Annotated in this window: 13 protein-coding genes and 2 pseudogenes; 3 read left to right on the plus strand and 12 right to left on the minus strand. The window is 55.3% G+C overall.

The annotated features are described in order from the left end of the window. Window positions 1-39: 39 nt before the first annotated feature. Window positions 40-1491, minus strand: a complete 1452-nt coding sequence (locus K5Y33_RS16160; RefSeq protein WP_222234523.1) for a methyl-accepting chemotaxis protein — start codon at window positions 1489-1491, stop codon at window positions 40-42. A 242-nt stretch (window positions 1492-1733) separates the two neighbouring features. Here K5Y33_RS16160 and K5Y33_RS16165 point away from each other — a divergent pair, with 242 nt between their 5' ends. Further along, window positions 1734-2660 (plus strand): glycosyltransferase family 2 protein, encoded by a 927-nt coding sequence (locus K5Y33_RS16165; protein WP_222234524.1) that lies wholly within the window; start codon window positions 1734-1736, stop codon window positions 2658-2660. A gap of 44 nt (window positions 2661-2704) precedes the next feature. Here K5Y33_RS16165 and K5Y33_RS16170 read toward each other — a convergent pair whose 3' ends face one another. From K5Y33_RS16170 to K5Y33_RS16190, 5 genes and pseudogenes are all read right to left on the minus strand, one after another. After that, window positions 2705-3952: an O-antigen ligase family protein gene (locus K5Y33_RS16170; protein ID WP_222234525.1), complete on the minus strand. Its 1248-nt coding sequence runs from the start codon at window positions 3950-3952 to the stop codon at window positions 2705-2707. Next, the gene (locus K5Y33_RS16175; protein WP_101762332.1) at window positions 3953-4921 is read right to left on the minus strand and encodes a glycosyltransferase family 8 protein; all 969 of its coding nucleotides are present in this window, start codon (window positions 4919-4921) and stop codon (window positions 3953-3955) included. Window positions 4922-5118: 197 nt separating this feature from the next. Next, window positions 5119-6032, minus strand: a pseudogene (locus K5Y33_RS16180) (substrate-binding domain-containing protein). Window positions 6033-6114: 82 nt separating this feature from the next. Then, entirely contained in the window at window positions 6115-6894 is a 780-nt protein-coding gene (locus K5Y33_RS16185) for a TIM barrel protein (protein ID WP_110868111.1), read from the minus strand. After that, window positions 6894-7913, minus strand: a complete 1020-nt coding sequence (locus K5Y33_RS16190) for a Gfo/Idh/MocA family oxidoreductase (RefSeq protein WP_222234526.1) — start codon at window positions 7911-7913, stop codon at window positions 6894-6896. The genes K5Y33_RS16185 and K5Y33_RS16190 overlap by 1 nt, the downstream gene beginning before the upstream one ends. 197 nt (window positions 7914-8110) lie before the next feature. On the opposite strand from K5Y33_RS16190, the gene K5Y33_RS16195 reads away from it, so the two are divergent. Further along, window positions 8111-10066, plus strand: a complete 1956-nt coding sequence (locus K5Y33_RS16195; RefSeq protein WP_222234527.1) for a sigma-54-dependent Fis family transcriptional regulator — start codon at window positions 8111-8113, stop codon at window positions 10064-10066. Window positions 10067-10310: 244 nt separating this feature from the next. On the opposite strand, the gene K5Y33_RS16200 is transcribed toward K5Y33_RS16195, so the two are convergent. From K5Y33_RS16200 to K5Y33_RS16210, 3 genes are read right to left on the minus strand one after another with little or no spacing between them, the layout of a single operon-like run. Next, window positions 10311-10994 carry an SDR family NAD(P)-dependent oxidoreductase gene (locus K5Y33_RS16200; protein ID WP_192412616.1) on the minus strand — a complete coding sequence of 228 codons (684 nt, stop codon included), beginning with the start codon at window positions 10992-10994 and terminating at the stop codon, window positions 10311-10313. Next, window positions 10991-12178 carry an exo-alpha-sialidase gene (locus K5Y33_RS16205; protein WP_222234529.1) on the minus strand — a complete coding sequence of 396 codons (1188 nt, stop codon included), beginning with the start codon at window positions 12176-12178 and terminating at the stop codon, window positions 10991-10993. The genes K5Y33_RS16200 and K5Y33_RS16205 overlap by 4 nt, the downstream gene beginning before the upstream one ends. A gap of 1 nt (window position 12179) precedes the next feature. Beyond that, window positions 12180-13601: a sodium:solute symporter family protein gene (locus K5Y33_RS16210; RefSeq protein WP_222234530.1), complete on the minus strand. Its 1422-nt coding sequence runs from the start codon at window positions 13599-13601 to the stop codon at window positions 12180-12182. A gap of 269 nt (window positions 13602-13870) precedes the next feature. On the opposite strand from K5Y33_RS16210, the pseudogene K5Y33_RS16215 reads away from it, so the two are divergent. Next, window positions 13871-14086 (plus strand): annotated as a pseudogene (locus K5Y33_RS16215) (isocitrate/isopropylmalate family dehydrogenase); the annotation flags it as partial. 14 nt (window positions 14087-14100) lie between these two features. On the opposite strand, the gene K5Y33_RS16220 reads toward K5Y33_RS16215, so the two are convergent. The 3 genes from K5Y33_RS16220 to K5Y33_RS16230 form a co-directional block, all read right to left on the minus strand. After that, window positions 14101-15429, minus strand: coding sequence for a glycoside hydrolase family 28 protein (locus K5Y33_RS16220; RefSeq protein WP_222234532.1), 1329 nt, complete (start codon window positions 15427-15429; stop codon window positions 14101-14103). Between the two features lie 79 nt (window positions 15430-15508). After that, window positions 15509-16324 (minus strand): carbohydrate ABC transporter permease, encoded by an 816-nt coding sequence (locus tag K5Y33_RS16225; protein WP_101762341.1) that lies wholly within the window; start codon window positions 16322-16324, stop codon window positions 15509-15511. Further along, a complete protein-coding gene (locus K5Y33_RS16230) occupies window positions 16324-17196 on the minus strand; it encodes a carbohydrate ABC transporter permease (RefSeq protein ID WP_101762375.1) in 873 nt (290 codons plus the stop codon). Before K5Y33_RS16230 ends, K5Y33_RS16225 begins: the two co-directional genes overlap by 1 nt. Window positions 17197-17218 lie beyond the last annotated feature (22 nt).

Raw genomic sequence — 17218 nt, forward strand, 5'->3', positions numbered from 1 at the left:
TAAGGTCGCCATTCATGGCGACCTTTGCAAAGGTCACGCTTATCCCAACTTAAATAACGAAATCGCCTGCTTCAGCGCATTGGCCTGCTGCTGTTGCTGCTGCGCCACTTGCAGCGTTTCGGCCACGTGCTGCACGTTATGATGCACGCTGTGATCAATGCTATTGATGCTCTGCTGAATCTGCTCAATGCTCAAATTCTGCTGCTCACTCATCGCCGACAGTTCCGTCACCAGCTGCGATAACCCGCTAATACTGCTGTGAATCTCGCGCATGGTTTGCGCCGCATGCTCCACCTGCACGGTGCCGTGTTCGGTGCTGGTGGAACTGGCATCCATCAGTTGACGGATTTCGCGTGCCGCACTTTCGCTGCGCATCGCCAGATTACGCACTTCGCTGGCGACCACGGCAAAACCGCGTCCCTGATTACCAGCACGCGCCGCTTCCACCGAGGCGTTCAGCGACAGAATGTTGGTCTGAAACGCAATGCCGTCGATCAGCTCCAGGATGATCTTCACCCTTCTCGACTCTTCGCTGATTTTCTCCATCGAGCGAATCGCCGACTGGATATTCTCTTCACCACGCGACGCCACCGCGCGGGTTTCACTCGCCAGCTCGCACGCGCTTTGCGCTTTGTCCCGGGTTAAGCTGGCAGCGATACTGATTTCGGTCATGGCGCTGGCCGCCACTTCCAGCGCTTGCGCCTGCTCGTCGGTACGCGTCGAGAGCGCGGCGTTGCGCTCCAGAATGCTGTCGGATTCCGCCAGCAGTTGACCGACGCCGTCGCTGACCTGATGCAAAGTGCCGTGTAGGGTCCCAAGCGTAGTACTGAAGGTGCGCGCGAACGGCGTTTCACTCCGCTGAGTATCGGCACGCAGCGTGAGATAACCGGCTTGCTGATTAATGTGTGCCGCCAGTTGCGCCACTTCGCTGGCCGAGCGCGCATCCGCTGCCATCTGGCGTGCAATCACCAGCAGCATCGCGGTTTGCACCACGACAAACAGCGCGTGGAAAAACACCATGTCCCAGCCGGGATGATGAAACACCACCACGCCAAACAGATCATTTTCCTGCAGATAATTGAATAACACATGATGCGTGGCTGCCGCCGCAGCGCCCATTACTAACGGGCGCACATCTCGCCACGCCAGCAGCGCCGACATCAACACAAACACCGAGAAGTGGTATTCGGTTGCGCCACCGCCAACCTGAATAAGCAGCCCAGCCCAGCCGATTAACAGCGCGGATAAGACCATGCGCGACGTGAGCGTACCGCGCAGCGCGGTGCCGAAAAACGTCGCCAGCAGCGCCAATACCAAACCCGCAATTAGCGCCACCAGCACGCTGTCATTTAGCCAGCCAACGCCAAGTGCAATCGGCAACAGCGCCCAACTGAGGATCACCGCCAGGCTATCCGCGCGCTGTGCGATACGTTTGAGCGAAACCATCTCCACCGGCGAAGCCGCCGGGCCTGACAAGGGCGTTGCGATCATGACATTTTTCCACACCAGAAGTTGATCGTAGAGCCCCAAAATCGTGGGGCAAAGCGCACGGACTCAGTGGTAAAAAACATCGGCAAGACGGGAGGAAAGTTTAGTTGTGCTGATTAACGACGCGCAGAGCTGTGAGTATGATCACCTAAACCATGCAACACAATTTCATTCCCTTCGGCGTAGAAAGCGATAGACTTGTTAGCAATGAATGCTCTCAGAACATTAACGGATAGATGCTAACTATGGATTCACCTTGCACTCTCAGCGTCCTGGTCACGGCTCACAATTGCGAAAAATACATTGTTGAGACGTTAAACAGCCTCAAAAAGGCCTGCTCTGGCGTTGAGGATGCGGTCGAGGTTGTGTTGGTGAATGACGCATCCACAGATAACACCAGCGCGTTGCTGCACAGCTTTGCCGCTTCATTCAGCCAGGTGAAAATTTTTGACGTGCTGTTCCGTAACATCGGCAAAGTGAGAAATTTTGGCGTCAGCAAATGCAGCGGCCACTTCGTCACGATGCTGGATGGTGACGATCAGCTTTTGCCGAACTCTTTTGCTGACATCGTGCAGTTTTTGCAGGCGCAACAACCCGATATTCTGCTGGCGCCGCTGAATGAAATTTATGAAAAGAAGACCAAACTACACCAGTGGAAAGGTTTGCAGGTTAACGCCTTGTCGCAACATCAGGTGATTGAAAAATTCCTCATCCATCGTGATATCCAGGCGCATTTTATCGGTCAGTTTATTAAACGCTCGCTGTTGGAAGATAACCATTTCCCTGACTTCAGTTGCTACGAAGATGCGTATTTATTCCCCTCGATTCTGAAAGCCAGTCAGACGATATTTTTAGCGAAGCAGAGCCCGTATCTCTATTTCAAACGAGAAAAAAGTCTCTCCAGCGCGCTGGATGCCGATAAAATATCGATGCTGATCAAAGCCACGCAACAGATGGATAATGTGCTCGGTGAAAGCTACCGCAACCTGCTCGCTTGTCATTGGATCAATCTGGCGCATAAGTTTTACCCGCTGATTAACGCTGAACATGAGAAACAGGTGGTGAAGCAGGCGATACAAAACGTCTCTTTCGTTTCATTCCTGCTGGATAGTAAAGTCAGATTTAGTTTGAAGAAAAAATATCTGAGAATGAAATTGCGGAGAATGAGCTGAAACGTTGAGAAAATCGGTCGCCTTCAATGGCGACCTTACAAATATTAGATATGCGTTCGGGGCTTATGCTGCATCAGCGCATAGCTCATAATAATCGATGCCATCAGAATAAACACTGAACTGCTTTGAATCCATACGGTATCAGTCAAACCGAATATAAAAATGGAAACAGGAAGCAGCGCGACATCCAATGCCCGACGACGCATTGCCGCCACAATTAAACCCACATAAAAAAGAATCAGGGTGACAGCACCCGCGATACCTTGCAGCGAAAGCGTTTCTAAAAAATCATCGTGCAAGTGATACATCACATTTTTATAAGCCTCAGGATTAGCGCGTTCATAGGTTTTAATATAAACGCGCGCTTTATCCGTTCTGTCATCCGGACTTTGCCCCAGCAGCGACCAGGAAACGCTGTGATAGCCACTTTTCCAGATCGAGAAGCGCGCACCAATTGAGGTATCATTATTTTTCTGATAGCTGTCTATTTCGTTCTGGATGTTGTCCAACCGATGCATAATGGAGCTGGGCATGAAGAACAGCCCCCCCGCAATGCACAGAACTAAAATCACCAGCGAATATTTTCCTGCCCAGCGATGAACCAGATAAAAACAGAGCAAGTATAAAACGGGCAGCACCAACACCGCCGCACGTGACTCAGTGAGGAACATCAGCAGCATATTCACCACAAAGATAGCGGTGAACAGCAGAATTTGATTAAGGCGGCGAACTATCACCTTATTCACAATAAACAGGGCAGTTAATGCTAACGCCGTCATCAGGTATGAAACGGTACCGGCTGAATCGGTGAGTAATTTAATGCGTTGCTGCGTCTGAGCATGTTCGTACCAGCCGGCGCCCAGCGTCAGCAGCAAGCCAAAAATTAACAAGCATACGCTAATGCGCAGAACTTTCGCTGACAAACAGTGACGCCACGCAATGAAAAAATAGCTGACAAAAGCGGAGATAATGAAAAGTTTACCGCCCTGAAAATAGTTATCCACTACATCGCTAAAATAGGCATCGGCATAAACACGCGACCATATTACCCTGACTATGCCCAATAATAGAATGGGAATAGCGACGATGAAAGCACTCTTATCGATAATGAATTTTCTTTTTATTCCCTGGGCCAGCAGAAAAAATAGCGTTAAATAACCCACCAGATAAAATGTTTTCTTAGGATATGCGGGGATAACTAACGAGGTCGCAAATGCCAAGGTTAACAGCAAAAAGCACAGCTGATAAATATTGCTTTCGGTTAACAGCGGCTTCAAACGTAAAGTCTGCACTCAAAAATACCTCATTTTAAAATACTTAATGCGCCAATAGAGTGCCGGCATCCATTGATGACTACGGAACAAAAATTTGTACATTCTCTTCGCTTGTTGCGCGTTTTTCGGTGTTTCAAAAGAGACGTCGGCTAATGGCGAAATCTGATAAAGATCGCGATAGTAATGGCCAACGTGCTGTTGATTCCACCGCTGCCAGGGTTTATCGGCACCCGCATAATGCAATAAGCAGGTATTTTTCGGCACATCCTGTGTATAACCGCTATCATCGTGTGAGAGCATATTAATGGTGTTAAAGCGCGTTTCCGTAAATATCACACGGTCCTCAAGCAACGTATTCAACGCATCCTGATCAAGATACTGGAATTGTTTTCCCTTTTCGCTAAGCAAATTAAAAGCGCGTTCACTGATCTGCTCGCGGTTCCACTTTTGAACATCAATCAGCATCATGCCGGCATTAAAATAGCGCTTTCCACGCAAGCCCACCTTTTCAGCCAACTGCGGTTGCAATGCCTGAATCTCGCCAACCACCAAGGCAATAACGTCAGCTGGCATGGCAATCTGCCATAATTCATCAAGAGGATTCAGACACACCATATCGGCATCGAGATAAAGCAATTTAGTGGCATGCGGCAAGATAAGCGGAGCGAGAAAACGATAATAGGTCGCGCGAGTGAACAACTCTGTGGTAGGGAACGCGCTAAACAAACTATCCTGAATATGATGCAGCGTTAACCCATGTGGCGATCCAGCGAATATTTTTTCCAGACGCGCAGTATCAACTGCAGATATTTCCGAAGAGATAAGATGAAAGTGATAACGAACATCATTGGCATGCTTGATTATCGACATGATGGTAATCAGCGAGTGGCCAATGAATTTACCATCAACACCAAAAAAAATATGCCGGTCGCTGTGCGCGGGAAAAAGGTGCTGAGAATTTATGGTGTTGAGAATCTCTTTATCCATCCTGCACTTCTCTCCGGTCGAAAGCATGCGTTCTGTTAATGCATCATGCCTGAGCAATCATTAACCAGAGACAATTCTGGTTGCAGCCGGAGTTTATCAGTCAGAGTTAGGCAAATAAAGCGAAGTGGAGGAGGAATAAATCGGGTTTCCAGCGTAAAACTCTCCTGCGAGCAGGAGAGTTTTGGTAAATAAAAATGTTATTTCGCCGCGAACTGCGCATAGTTCTCAGGCGTGATGGTTTGATACGGAATCCAGTTGAACTCCTGCACTTTCTGCTTCTCCAGCAGCGCTTTAGTCACCTGCACCGCGCCGGTCGCCTGCCCTTTCGCGTCCTGGAAAATGGTCAGCGTCATTTTGCCTTTCTTCACGAACTGCTGACCATCCGGCGTGCCGTCGATACCGGCGACCAAAATCTTCTCATTTTTCGCCTGGTTGAGCGCCATGATGGCACCAATCGCCATTTCATCATTATTCGCCGCGATAGCGTCAATCGGGCGCTGATTCAGCAGCCAGCTCGATACCACATCCACCGCTTCGTTGCGCTGCCATTTGGCGCTCTGCTTTTCAATCACCTTCATATCTTTGTATTTGGCAATCACGGCTTCCACCGCGCGGGTGCGTTCACGCGCTTCTTCATTCGACAGCGCGCCCATCAAAATCGCCACGTTACCTTTGTAATTCATCTTCTTCGCCAGCGCTTCCATCTGCATTTCGCCGCCCAACGCCGAGTCTGAACCAACATACGCCATGTCGGTTGGCAGTTTCACTTCTGGCTTACGATTGACGAAGATCAGCGGAATGCCGGCATTTTTCGCTGCGGTAATCATTGGCAATACGCCTTGAGTGTCCACCGGATTGAGGATGATGGCATCGACACCCTGATTAACAAAATCATCCACCTGCTGCACTTGCAGCGCGACATCGCCTTTGGCATCCACAAACTGGCTATTGAGCTGGTTAGCTTTCAGCTCTGCCTGCATCTGGGTGCGCAGAATCGAGACGAAGTTGAGATCAAGTTCGCCAGCGCGACGCCGACGGTGAAGGTTTTAGCGCTCACGCTCAGGCTGAGCAGCAGCGCGCAGAGGCAAAGCATCACATTTCTGATGTTCATGGGTTAGTCCTGTAGGGTTAAGATATTATTCATTTCATGAAGTTAACGCCGGGCAACAGGCGAATACCCGGCGGTGGAACCGTTAAAGCGTGAAGTGATCGCGAAACTGCTGCAGCGCGGCGCCACTTTCGCCGCTGGCCCAGCCTTCCAGCGCCACGGTGCCCTGATAGCCAACATCGTGTAGCGCACGGGCGATGGCGCGATAGTTAATCTCGCCGGTGCCCGGCTGCTGACGCCCCGGCACATCGGCCACCTGAATCTCACCTATCGCCGAACCACAGCGACGAATCAGTTCGATCAAATTGCCTTCGCCAATCTGCGCGTGATACAGGTCGAGGTTCATCTTCAGCGCCGGGCTGTTAACCGCTTCCACCAGCGCCAGCGTGTCGGCCGCCAGCGCGAACGGTGTACCGGGATGATCAACCGGCAAGTTAAGGTTCTCCAGCGTGAAGACGCGTCCGGCGCGCTCGCCCAGCTGCGCCACTTTGCGCAGCGTGTCGGCCGCTTTCAGCCACATCGCGCCGGTCACCACGTCAACCGGTTTGACCGGCAAACCTTTGTCATCCAGTCCGGTACCGTGCAGGTTCAACGCCGGACAGTTGAGCCGCTCGGCCACCGCCAGTGACGCTTCAGCACTTTGCAGCAGTTGCTGAATCTCATCATCATCGGTCAGGTTGCCGCTGAGGTAGCCGGTCATCGAGGTGAAACGCGCGCCGGTCGCCGCCAGCGCATCGATATCTTTGTTGGCCCAGCCCCAGATTTCGACGCCAAAGCCCAGTGCATGAATGCGTTTCACGCGCTCGACAAAAGGCAGATCGAGAAACACCATTTCGGCACATACCGACAGCTGATAACCGGCCATTAGCGCGCTCCCAGTTTAATGGGTTGCTGCTGCTGCACCGAGTCGATACAGGCCAGCGCGATTACCAGCGCGTTGCGTGCATCTTCACCGGTAGCGCGCGGCGTTTCGCCACTGCGAATGCAGCGGGCAAACTCGGCCATCTCCGCCACATAGGCTTCGCGCAGCAGGTCTGAATCCATGCGTGAGGTTTCAATCGCGATGCCATCCTGGTGATAGCGCACACAGTTGTTAACGTTGATGTGGCCCGCCTGCAACATGCCTTTGCTACCGAACACTTCGCCGCGCACGTCGTAGCCATACACCGCCTGGAAGTTGGCTTCGGCGGTGGCGATCGCGCCGTTATCAAAGCGGATGGTAACCACCGATGTGTCGAGCAAGCCTTTGTCTTTGAAATCCGGACGCACCAGCGCATCGGCCAGCGCATAGACTTCCACCGGCTTCGCGCCAGGGTTGAAGTGCAGCAGCGTGTCGAAATCGTGGATCAGGGTTTCAAGGAAGATCGTCCACTGTGGGATGCGCGAAGGATCGTGCAGGCCCGGATCGCGCGTCAGCGATCGGCTCAGCTGCGTGGTGCCATTTTCACCCGCTTTCACCGCCGCGATCGCTGCAGCAAAGCCGGAATCAAAGCGGCGGTTAAAACCGACCTGCAACACCACGCCGGCCGCTTTCGCGGCAGCAATCGCTCGATCCGCCTCTTCCAGCGTCACCGCCATCGGCTTCTCACAGAACACATGTTTGCCCGCCTCAGCGGCAGCGATCACCCATTCGGCGTGCGTGCGCGCTGGTGCGGCAATCGCCACCGCCTCAATTTCGGGATCCTGCAGCAGCGCATGCAGATCGCTATAGGCTTTAGCGACGCCGAGCTTATTGGTCAGCGCGTCGGCCGCGCCCGGTTGCGGATCGGCCACCGCTGCGAGGATCGCACCCGGCACGCGCCAGGCCAGGTTTTCCGCGTGGAAGCTGCCCATGCGTCCGGCGCCAATCAGGCCGACGCGTACTGGCTTAAGATGAAATGTCATGACCTAGTCCTTATTGTTTTGGATATGCTCATTCGAGCGCAGGGATGTGCAATCGGTAGTGCAAAGGCGATGCCAACTGCAATTCGCCGCTTTATGTGAGGCATGACACAGATATTGCTCACAATTTGGCAACAAAATTTACATGTCAACTTCACATGTCAATAAAATGGACATTCCATCTTGTTCAGGAGTGTCACATGCGTGCCAGTGAGCGTTTGCCGTTTAAAGATGAAAGCGATCCGATCTTCAGCTTGCCGGACAGCGCGGAGGTGGGCGAATGGGATACGTTGTTGTGGCAGGGCTGGCACAGCTTCGAACGCGGTGAACAGCCCGGCTGGATGCGGCACAGCATTTTGCAGTCGTGGCGGCGATCGCAGCAGCGCGCGATCGATCCCGCCACCTTTGCCTATGTCTCGCCACCCGCTGCGGAACTGGCGGCGATCCTTGAGCACAATGCCGAGTTGATCCTCGCGGCGCGCAGCATCATGGAAAACCTGCTGGCGTATAACCCGGATGGCCACATCAATCTGACCGATGCGCAAGGCGTGACGCTGCACTTCTGCGGCGCGGATCTGACGCCGGTCGGCAGCATCCTGCGCGAAGAAGTGCTCGGCACCAATTGCACCGCGCGCTGCCTGATTGAGCAGCGGCTGGTGTACGTGTTGAGCGGCGAAAACTGGAAGCTGGATCTGCGCAAACGCCATCGCCAATGTGCTGCCGCACCGGTGCGCGATGCCAGCGGCCAGCTGCTTGGCGTGCTCACGCTAACCGCCACGCCCGACAACTTTAATGCTCATACGCTCGGTACGGTGCAGGCGGCAGCCGAAGCGGTCGGTCAGCAGCTGATGCTACGTCGTTTGCTGGCCGAGCAGCAGTCGATCCTCGAAACCCTGAACGAAGGCGTAATCGTCTGCGATCGTCACGGTCGCATCAAAACGCTGAATCGCTATGCGCGCCAGATCTTTAGCGGCCTCGATCCCAGCGCCGGACCGATCGACGTGCTGCTGCAACCGCAAGGCGGATCGCTGCTCACCATGCCGTTCTGCAATGACCGCGAGCTGCAATTTATGCCGGATGGCGTGCATCCCCTTTCCTGCCTGATTTCGCTGATGCCCGCGCCAGACGGTGGCCGCGTGCTGTCGCTGCGCGAGAATCAACGTATCCGCGCCATTACGCGCCGCGTGATGGGCGTCGGCGCCAGCTACACCTTTGAGATGATTCGCGGGCACGCGCCGCGCGTGCTGCAAGCGATTCAGAAAGCGCGCGCCAGCAGCCGCAGCGACAGCACGGTATTATTAACCGGCGAAAGCGGCACCGGTAAAGAGCTGTTCGCACAGGCGATTCACAACGCCAGCCCGCGCCAGCAGGAAGCCTTTATCGCGCTGAACTGCGGCGCATTGCCACGTGATTTAGTGCAGAGCGAACTGTTTGGCTATGTCGACGGCGCTTTTACCGGATCGCGACGCGGCGGCTCGGCAGGCAAATTTGAGCTGGCCGATGGCGGCACCTTGTTCCTTGATGAGATTGGCGAGATGCCGCTCGAGGCGCAGACCAGCCTGCTGCGCGTGCTGCAGGAGGGCGAAGTGGTGCGAATCGGCGCGGCCCATCCCATCAAGGTCAATGTGCGCATCATCGCCGCTACCCACTGCAATCTGCTGGATGCGGTGGAAAAAGGCGCGTTCCGCCGCGACCTCTACTATCGCCTGAATGTGATTTCGCTGGAGATCCCGCCGCTGCGCGAGCGTCAGGAGGATATTCCCGGCCTGGTGAATACCTTTATTCAGGCGCTCTGCACCCGGCTGAAGCGCATCGCGCCGCAGCTTTCCGCTGAGGCGATGCGCTGTTTACAGGCGTGGCACTGGCCCGGCAACGTGCGTGAGCTGGAGAATCTGGTCGAGCGCATGGTGAATTTGTGTGAAGGGCTGGAGATTGATCGTCACGATCTGCCGGAAGAGATGGTGCAGCGTAACGCGCCTGTCGCCAGCGAATTGACCTCGCTGCAGGAGAATGAGCGCCAGCATGTGATGCAGGTGGTGCGTGAGCAAAAAGGTAACCTGCGCCAGTCCGCGCAGCTGCTGGGGATTTCACGCACCGCGCTGTATAACAAGCTGCATCAGTGGCAGGTGGATGTGGCGGGATTGCGGCGCGGTTAGGTGCGACTTGTTGCCCTCACCCCAGCCCTCTCCCACTGGGAGAGGGAGTTAGTCGGTGCACTATTCCATTCCTTCTCCCACTGGGAGAGGGAGTTAGTCGGTGCACTATTCCATTCCTTCTCCCACTGGGAGAGGGAGTTAGTCGGTGCACTATTCCATTCCTTCTCCCACTGGGAGAGGGAGCTAGTCGGTGCACTATTCAATTCCCTCTCCCTGTGGGAGAGGGTTAGGGTGAGGGAAAAAACTACAACGACGCCCCACCACAGATCACCAACTCCTGCCCGGTAATCGCATCGGCGGCAGGCGACAGCACAAACCCTGCCAGCGCCGCCACTTCCTGTGGCTTGATATAGCGCCCCATCGGCGGCAGCTTTGGGGGTGAACTGGCGCGGCCGGGCTGCAGCAGCATTGGCGTCTCCGTCGCCCCCGGCGCAATCACATTCACCGTGATGCCTTTGGGTGCCAGTTCCGCCGCCCAGCTGCGTGCCATGCCCACCATTGCCGCCTTGGTGCTCACGTACTGGCTGCGATTCGCCGCGCCGCGTGACGTGCGGCTGCCAACCAGCAAGATACGATCGCCCTGCGCCATCTGCGGCTGCAAGACATTTGCCATTATCTCCGCCACCTGCACGTGCAGGTACCACAAACGCGCGCTCTGCTCCTCATCCAGCTCACCGAGCGGCGCAGCCGCCATCATGCCTGCGGCATGCACCAGCGCATCCACCTTCGGCAGCGCCAGTAGCGCCTGCTTCAGCAGATTGGCATCCAACAGATCCACGCTGACCGAGGTGAACGCTGGATGATCGTTCTGCACCGACGTGCGGCTAAAACCGGTCACCTGCCAACCTTGTTGCAACAGATGATCGGCGATGGCGGCGCCTATGCCAGAGCTGACGCCCGTCACCAGCGCGTGTCGCTGCCTGCTCATCCTTTCACCCAGCTTTCATCGACGCGCACATATTTAATCGCCTGACGAAAATAGGTGTAAGCCACATGCAGCGCGCCATCGTCACTTTGTTTGATGCTCGGATAGGAGAACTCGCGGTTAAGCTTTTGCTGCGAATTATTGGTCATGCAGTAGCCGTCGCCCTCGTCGAGATTACGCTGCCATGGCCAGCTTTTGCCGCCATCGGCGGAAATCGCCAGCGTCATTGGCGCGCGGGGTGCGCCCCAAAACGCGGTGCGTCCGCTGTGCACCAGCGGCTCTGCCGCCACCGCCACATCGCCGTCATCCTCTTCATCTTCGATTTCATCATACAGCGATAAGCGGCGCTCGCTGGCATCTCTGGCGCTCATGGCATTAAACACCAGCGCCAGATGGCCGTTGTGCAATGTCGTGACCTGAATCGACGAGTTGTTGTTTGGCAAGTCAGTCGCCAGCGGCGTACTCCAGCTTTCGCCGCCGTCGATCGAACGACTTTGATAGATGAAATCGGCCCAGCGGCTGCGATACAGCGCCAGTAAGCTGCCATCCTGCAGCAACGTGATGTTCATATGCACGCAGCCCAGGCTGTCTGGCACCGCCACATCGCGCCAGCTTTGGCCTTTATCACTGGAGATTTTCACCGCGCTGATATCATCGTTACCCACCCATTTCACGCCGGGCTGCGTTCGGCAATAAAACACCGGCAGCAGCCAGTTACCGTTTGGCAGCACCACAATCGGCTGGCGAATAAAGGTGCCGGGCTGATCGAGCAAAGTGTCGATTGCCCCCCAGCTGCGGCCAAAATCGCGTGACTGACGATAGCGCACAATCGCGGTGTCCTGATTGCCGGATTTCTGCGCCGTCCACAGCAGCCAAAGCACCTGTTCGGGATCGAGGAACAGCAGCGGATTTTGCTCCGATCGCGTGGGATCGTCCGATAGCTTTTGCGCCTCGCTCCACTGTGTGCTGCCGCTTTTCAGCCGCGAGCACCACACAGAAATATCGGCGATCCCTTCCTGCGTGCCGCCAAACCACACACACAGCAAGTCGCCATTGGGTAGCGGCAGCAGATTCGCCGCATGGTTCTGCGGGCATACCGAAGGCAGCATCGCCGTGAGCTGTTGCGCATCCTGCGCGTGCGGATGGAGGTTACCGCTGCGTTCAACGGTAAAGGTTAAATCACTCATTTCAGGCTCCACTGTTTTGCATTGAAGATTTCGGGGCTTTTTTCTCATGGGTTTGGCTTGAAGGGATCAGGCGGTCAATCACCATGATGACCGCAGGCGTGATCAACGCCACGTACATGTTGTTGATACCTAATGGATCGCCGAGCAGATACCACACTGACGTCATGACGCACGCACCAATCAGGCCTGCATTGGCGCCGCGCGTGCTTTTAAAGAACGGCAGATAAAAGGCGATGATTGCCACCACTGAAATCGATAGCCGAATAGCGCGGGTGAAGAAGGAGAGCTTCAATACTTCCGGCACGAACAGCACGAAAATCAGCGGCAGGAAACCGATCAGCAGCGACAGCCAGCGCGTCATGCGGAACTCACGCTCCGGCGTCGGATTGCGATAGGGCACGTAGAAATCTTTTACCACCAGCGAAGCAATCGCCAGCGCTACGGTGCTGACGCTGACAAAGATCGACGCCACGAGTGAGGTGGTGACAATCCCCGCCAGCCAGGGACTCATGTCCTGCAGGAACACCGGCAGCGCATAGAGACTTTTAATATCGGGATGCAGGTATTTCGCCGCCACGCCAATCAGCGCGATAGCAATGGCAATCGGCATGCAGAAGAAGAACGCCACCCAGGTTGCACGTTTGGCGGACTCGGCACTTTTGGTCGAGGCAATCGCCTGAATTACAAACTGAGTACAGAAGATCGAGCCGATAGTACCAATCATCCAGGCGAAAATAGTGCTGCCGCCAACGTTGCCGTCCCACGTCCAGTAGAAATGCGGCATCTCTTTGATCATTGGGCTGACGCCGCCGGTCATGTGCAGGGCCACGCCGAGAATGATCAGAATACCGATATATTTCAGTCCGCTGTGCAGCAGCGTGACCCAGGCGATGCCTTTCATGCCGCCGAACATAAAATAGAACGTACTGACGATCGCGGTGATCACCGCAGCGGTAGTGAGATCGAGGTTGAGCACCGTTGAGATCGCCGCCGCACCGCTAACGTAGTTACCGACGTTAACCAGCAACAGCGCATAGATCATGATTAGCGAGATGATGTTTTTGGTGGAGTTGCCATAACGTTCAGCGATCGCCGCAGAGATGGTGATTTTGCCGGTATTGTAGATGCGCTTTACCAGCAAAAAACCAAACAGCGGGAAACCGATGGCGGCACCAATCACCGACCATGAAGCGGCAAAGCCATCTTCGAAAGCTGCCTGAGCCGTACCGATGGTGGATTTGGCGCCGATGTATTCCGACATCAGCATCACGCCCACCACAAATGCCGGCATCACATTGGAGCCAGCCATAAAGTCGCCGCTGTTTTTACTGCGCAGACGCCAGGTGAGCCAGGTGGTGAACAGGATGTACACAATGACAATCCCGACAATAATCACCATCCCTTCTGTAGAGAATTGTTTCATTTCAGCCTCATCGATAACGTAGGGTCGTGGAACGCGCTGGGCTTCACGCGTCCCGTTGATGAGGTGGCCGATGTTGTTATTCACCGTGTCTGCGCACTTCGCCACCCCACTTATGCTTATGATTCATTTCGCTCAAAGAAGAATGAATTTACGCATATTAGAGGCGTTTTATAGGCTAAACAGGGCTTAATTTGTTTGATGCTGCTCACAAAGCATCAAATATGATTACAAATAATCAAAATCAACGCATTAATTACAGCGCCTTTGAATCGGCACCCGATATCGCCGGTAAAGGCGTGAACAACCCGATTGGTCAGATTTGGAGTGGCGCGATGATGCTGGAGCACCTCGATTACGCCGAAGCGGGCGCAGCGGTGTTGGATGCCATCGAGCTTACGCTGGCGGCGGGCAACAGCCTGACGCGCGACCTCGACGGCCGCGCGTCAACCGAGGAGCTGGGCGCGGCTATCGCTGCTGCGTTGTAACATCCAGGCGTGCCCTAAAGAATCTGCACTGTTTCCGCATGCCAGCCGTGGGGCAACGGCTGCGGGCGCGTAATCACCACGTTATGCAGCTGCAGATTCTCCACGCCGCGCGCAAACACGCCCGGCAAGCCATCCGGATAGGCGGCAACACCGTACGCTAAGCCCGATGCGCTATCCAGTTTGTACGCATTGTCCAACCCCATGCCGGTCGGCGATTCGGGGTTACACGGCGGGCGCACATCGTAATGCCCTTGATCCGCACCTGCTGCTACCACTTGCCGCAGCTGCAGATTCGCCAGCATCACATCACGGATCTGTCCCGGTTGTTCCGCATGCAGGTTAATTGCTCCTTCCATCACACCGCTGACGTTGCTGAATTGCAGTTGCTCAATGCTGCCCGGCGCTATCGCCGGATCGCGTGCGCGCACTGAAATAAACAGCGCATCGGCTTTACCCCAATGGCACGGCGGCGCGTGACGGCAGGCCAGCGTGATATTGCTGAACAGCAAACGGCGGAACTGGCCGCCATCACGCGACAGCAAGCCAATCGCGCGGTTGGAATCAAAGAGGGTGCAGCCGGAGACGGTGACATCTTCCACATCATCGAAGGTTTCGGTGCCGATTTTGAACGCGCAGCTGTAGGAACGCAGCAGGCAGTTGCTGATCATGATTTGTCGCGCGGCACGTCGTAGATGCGCGGGTTTTTGGCTGGTTTTGATGCAGATGGCATCATCGGCCGCGCTCAGATAGCTGTTGCTGACAAACACCGCTTCACAGCTGTCGATATCCAACGCATCGGTGTTCGGCATGCTCATGCTGTTATTGATGGTGAGATGGTCGACATGTACATGGCGGCAACTCACCAGATGTACCGTCCACATCGGCGCCTGAATGATGGTGAAATCTTGCAGCGTCACCTGCTCGCAATCCTCAAACACCACGATGCGCGGGCGCTGCGCACGCGGCAGGCGATAACCCTGCTCGTCCTTTTCCGCAGCAAACCACGCATCGCCGTTACCGTCGATCACCCCTTTGCCACTGATGCTGATATTGCGCTGTCCGACGGCGTACAGCAGCACATGCTGCGACAGTTCAGCCTGGCTCTGCGCCAGCTGCTGCTGATAATCCTCAACGCGTGAGCTGGCGAGCAACGTGGCGCCCGCTTCGAGATGCAGATTAATGTTGGAACCCAGCGTCAGCGTGCCGAGATGATAGCGGCCAGGCGGCACTGATAAGGTGCCGCCGCCGCGCGTTGCCAGATGATTGAGTGCGCGCTGGAAGCAGTGTGTATCCAGCGTTTCGCCATCGGCGATGGGGTAGAAATCAGCCAGTGAAACGTGCATGCGGTTCTCCTGAATAGCGGCGATGCGCTATTGCAGCACGCGCCGCATGACCAAAACCTTTTGCTGGTGGACAAGATGGTTATTTCACCGCGCCTTCGGTGACGCCGCTGATAAATTTGCGCTGGAACACCAGGAACACCGCCACCAGTGGCAGGATGACAATCATCGCGCCCGCCATCAGCACCGGAATATCGATGGTGTTTTTGTTCTGGAAAAACATCATGCCGATCGGCAAGGTGCGCAGCTCATCTTTATTTACCAGAATCAGCGGGATAAGGAACTCGTTCCACGTCCAGATAAACAGCAGCAGCGCCAGCGTGGACAGCGTCGGCCAAATCGCCGGCACCAGCAGGCCCCAGAGAATTTTGCGGCGTGATGCACCATCCATCACCGCCGCTTCCACCAGCTCGCGCGGCACCTGCTGCAACGCGGTGGCAATCATCAGCGTGGTAAACGGCAGCGACAAGGCAATTTGCGGCAGAATCAGCGCCAGATAGGTGTTGGTGAGGCCCATCCAGCGCAGCTCGTGATAGAGCGGAATAATAAAGGCTTCACTCGGTAGCACCATGCCAAGGCCCAGCAGCGCGGCAACCACCGTTTTGCCGGGGATCTTCAGCCAGGCGAAACCGAATCCCGCCAGAATGCCGAGCAGGATGCTGCAGATCACCACCGGAATCACCACCAGCACCGAGTTCATGAAGTAGACGTTGAAATGTCCCTGCTGCCATGCGGTGATGTAGTTTTTAAAATTGAGCGACGAGGGCAAGGTAAACACGCCCTGAAATAGCTCCATCTGGGTTTTGAACGAGGTCATCAGCGCCATTAAAAACGGCAGGATGGTCATCAACGCGACAATCCAGATCAGCGCGCGTGAGACAGTTGGTGTGCCGCGCATCAGTGACGCTCCCGTAGACATAGATGAATTAAGCCGTTGATCATTAACACAATCAGCATACTGAACACCGCCACGGCGGAGGCATAGCCGAAGTAGTGCAGGTCAAAGCCCTGCTTATACATAAAGATGTTGGTCACCATGGTGGAAGTGCCCGGCCCGCCTTGCGTCATCACGTAAACCAGATCGAAAGCTTTCAGGCTGGCGATTACCGTCAGCAGTAGCGCGATACGCAGTTCCGGACGCAGCGACGGCAGCGTGATGCGCATAAATTTCTGCCGGCGTGATGAACCATCGAGATCGGCCGCTTCCAGCAGCGACGGATCCATGCGTTGCAAGCCCGCCATAAACAGCACCAGGCAGAAACCAAAGAAGTACCAGGTGGCGACAAAGCCGACCGCGGGCAGAGCCCAGGTAAAATCCCCCAGCCATGACTTCGCCAGCTGCGGCAAACCCACGGCGCGCAGGAACTGATCGATAGGGCCAAACGCCGGGTTATACAGCCAGCGCCACACCACGCCGAGCACCGCCATCGGCATGATGTACGGCAGGAAGAAGAGGATGCGCAGCACGCTGCGCTCTTTGTTATTGCGCGTCTCATACAGGAAGCTGCACAGCAGCAGTCCAACGCCAATCGGAAACAGCGTGTAGAACAGCATCAGCAAGGCGTTATTGCCAAGCGCCACCCAGAACACTGGATCCTGGAACATGCGCAGATAGTTGCCCATGCCGATGAAAATCGGCCACGAGGTGCCGTCCCATTCGGTGAAGCTGATCCCTAACGAGGCCAATAGCGGCATCAGCAGAAACACCGCATACACCAGCACCGCGGGCAGAAGATAGAGCGCATTGCGCCAGGCAGATTTATTCAGCATAACCTTACTCGCTTGCGGGCCT

The organism is Pantoea sp. DY-17 (assembly GCF_019795975.1).
Lineage (GTDB): Bacteria > Pseudomonadota > Gammaproteobacteria > Enterobacterales > Enterobacteriaceae > Pantoea > Pantoea leporis.

Coding starts and splice junctions, on each gene's coding strand:
- K5Y33_RS16160 (WP_222234523.1), bottom strand. CDS start 1,491: ATGATCGCAACGCCCTTGTCAGGCCCGGCGGCTTCGCCGGTGGAGATG.
- K5Y33_RS16165 (WP_222234524.1), top strand. CDS start 1,734: ATGGATTCACCTTGCACTCTCAGCGTCCTGGTCACGGCTCACAATTGC.
- K5Y33_RS16175 (WP_101762332.1), bottom strand. CDS start 4,921: ATGGATAAAGAGATTCTCAACACCATAAATTCTCAGCACCTTTTTCCC.
- K5Y33_RS16185 (WP_110868111.1), bottom strand. CDS start 6,894: ATGGCCGGTTATCAGCTGTCGGTATGTGCCGAAATGGTGTTTCTCGAT.
- K5Y33_RS16190 (WP_222234526.1), bottom strand. CDS start 7,913: ATGACATTTCATCTTAAGCCAGTACGCGTCGGCCTGATTGGCGCCGGA.
- K5Y33_RS16195 (WP_222234527.1), top strand. CDS start 8,111: ATGCGTGCCAGTGAGCGTTTGCCGTTTAAAGATGAAAGCGATCCGATC.
- K5Y33_RS16200 (WP_192412616.1), bottom strand. CDS start 10,994: ATGAGCAGGCAGCGACACGCGCTGGTGACGGGCGTCAGCTCTGGCATA.
- K5Y33_RS16205 (WP_222234529.1), bottom strand. CDS start 12,178: ATGAGTGATTTAACCTTTACCGTTGAACGCAGCGGTAACCTCCATCCG.
- K5Y33_RS16210 (WP_222234530.1), bottom strand. CDS start 13,601: ATGAAACAATTCTCTACAGAAGGGATGGTGATTATTGTCGGGATTGTC.
- K5Y33_RS16220 (WP_222234532.1), bottom strand. CDS start 15,429: ATGCACGTTTCACTGGCTGATTTCTACCCCATCGCCGATGGCGAAACG.
- K5Y33_RS16225 (WP_101762341.1), bottom strand. CDS start 16,324: ATGCGCGGCACACCAACTGTCTCACGCGCGCTGATCTGGATTGTCGCG.
- K5Y33_RS16230 (WP_101762375.1), bottom strand. CDS start 17,196: ATGCTGAATAAATCTGCCTGGCGCAATGCGCTCTATCTTCTGCCCGCG.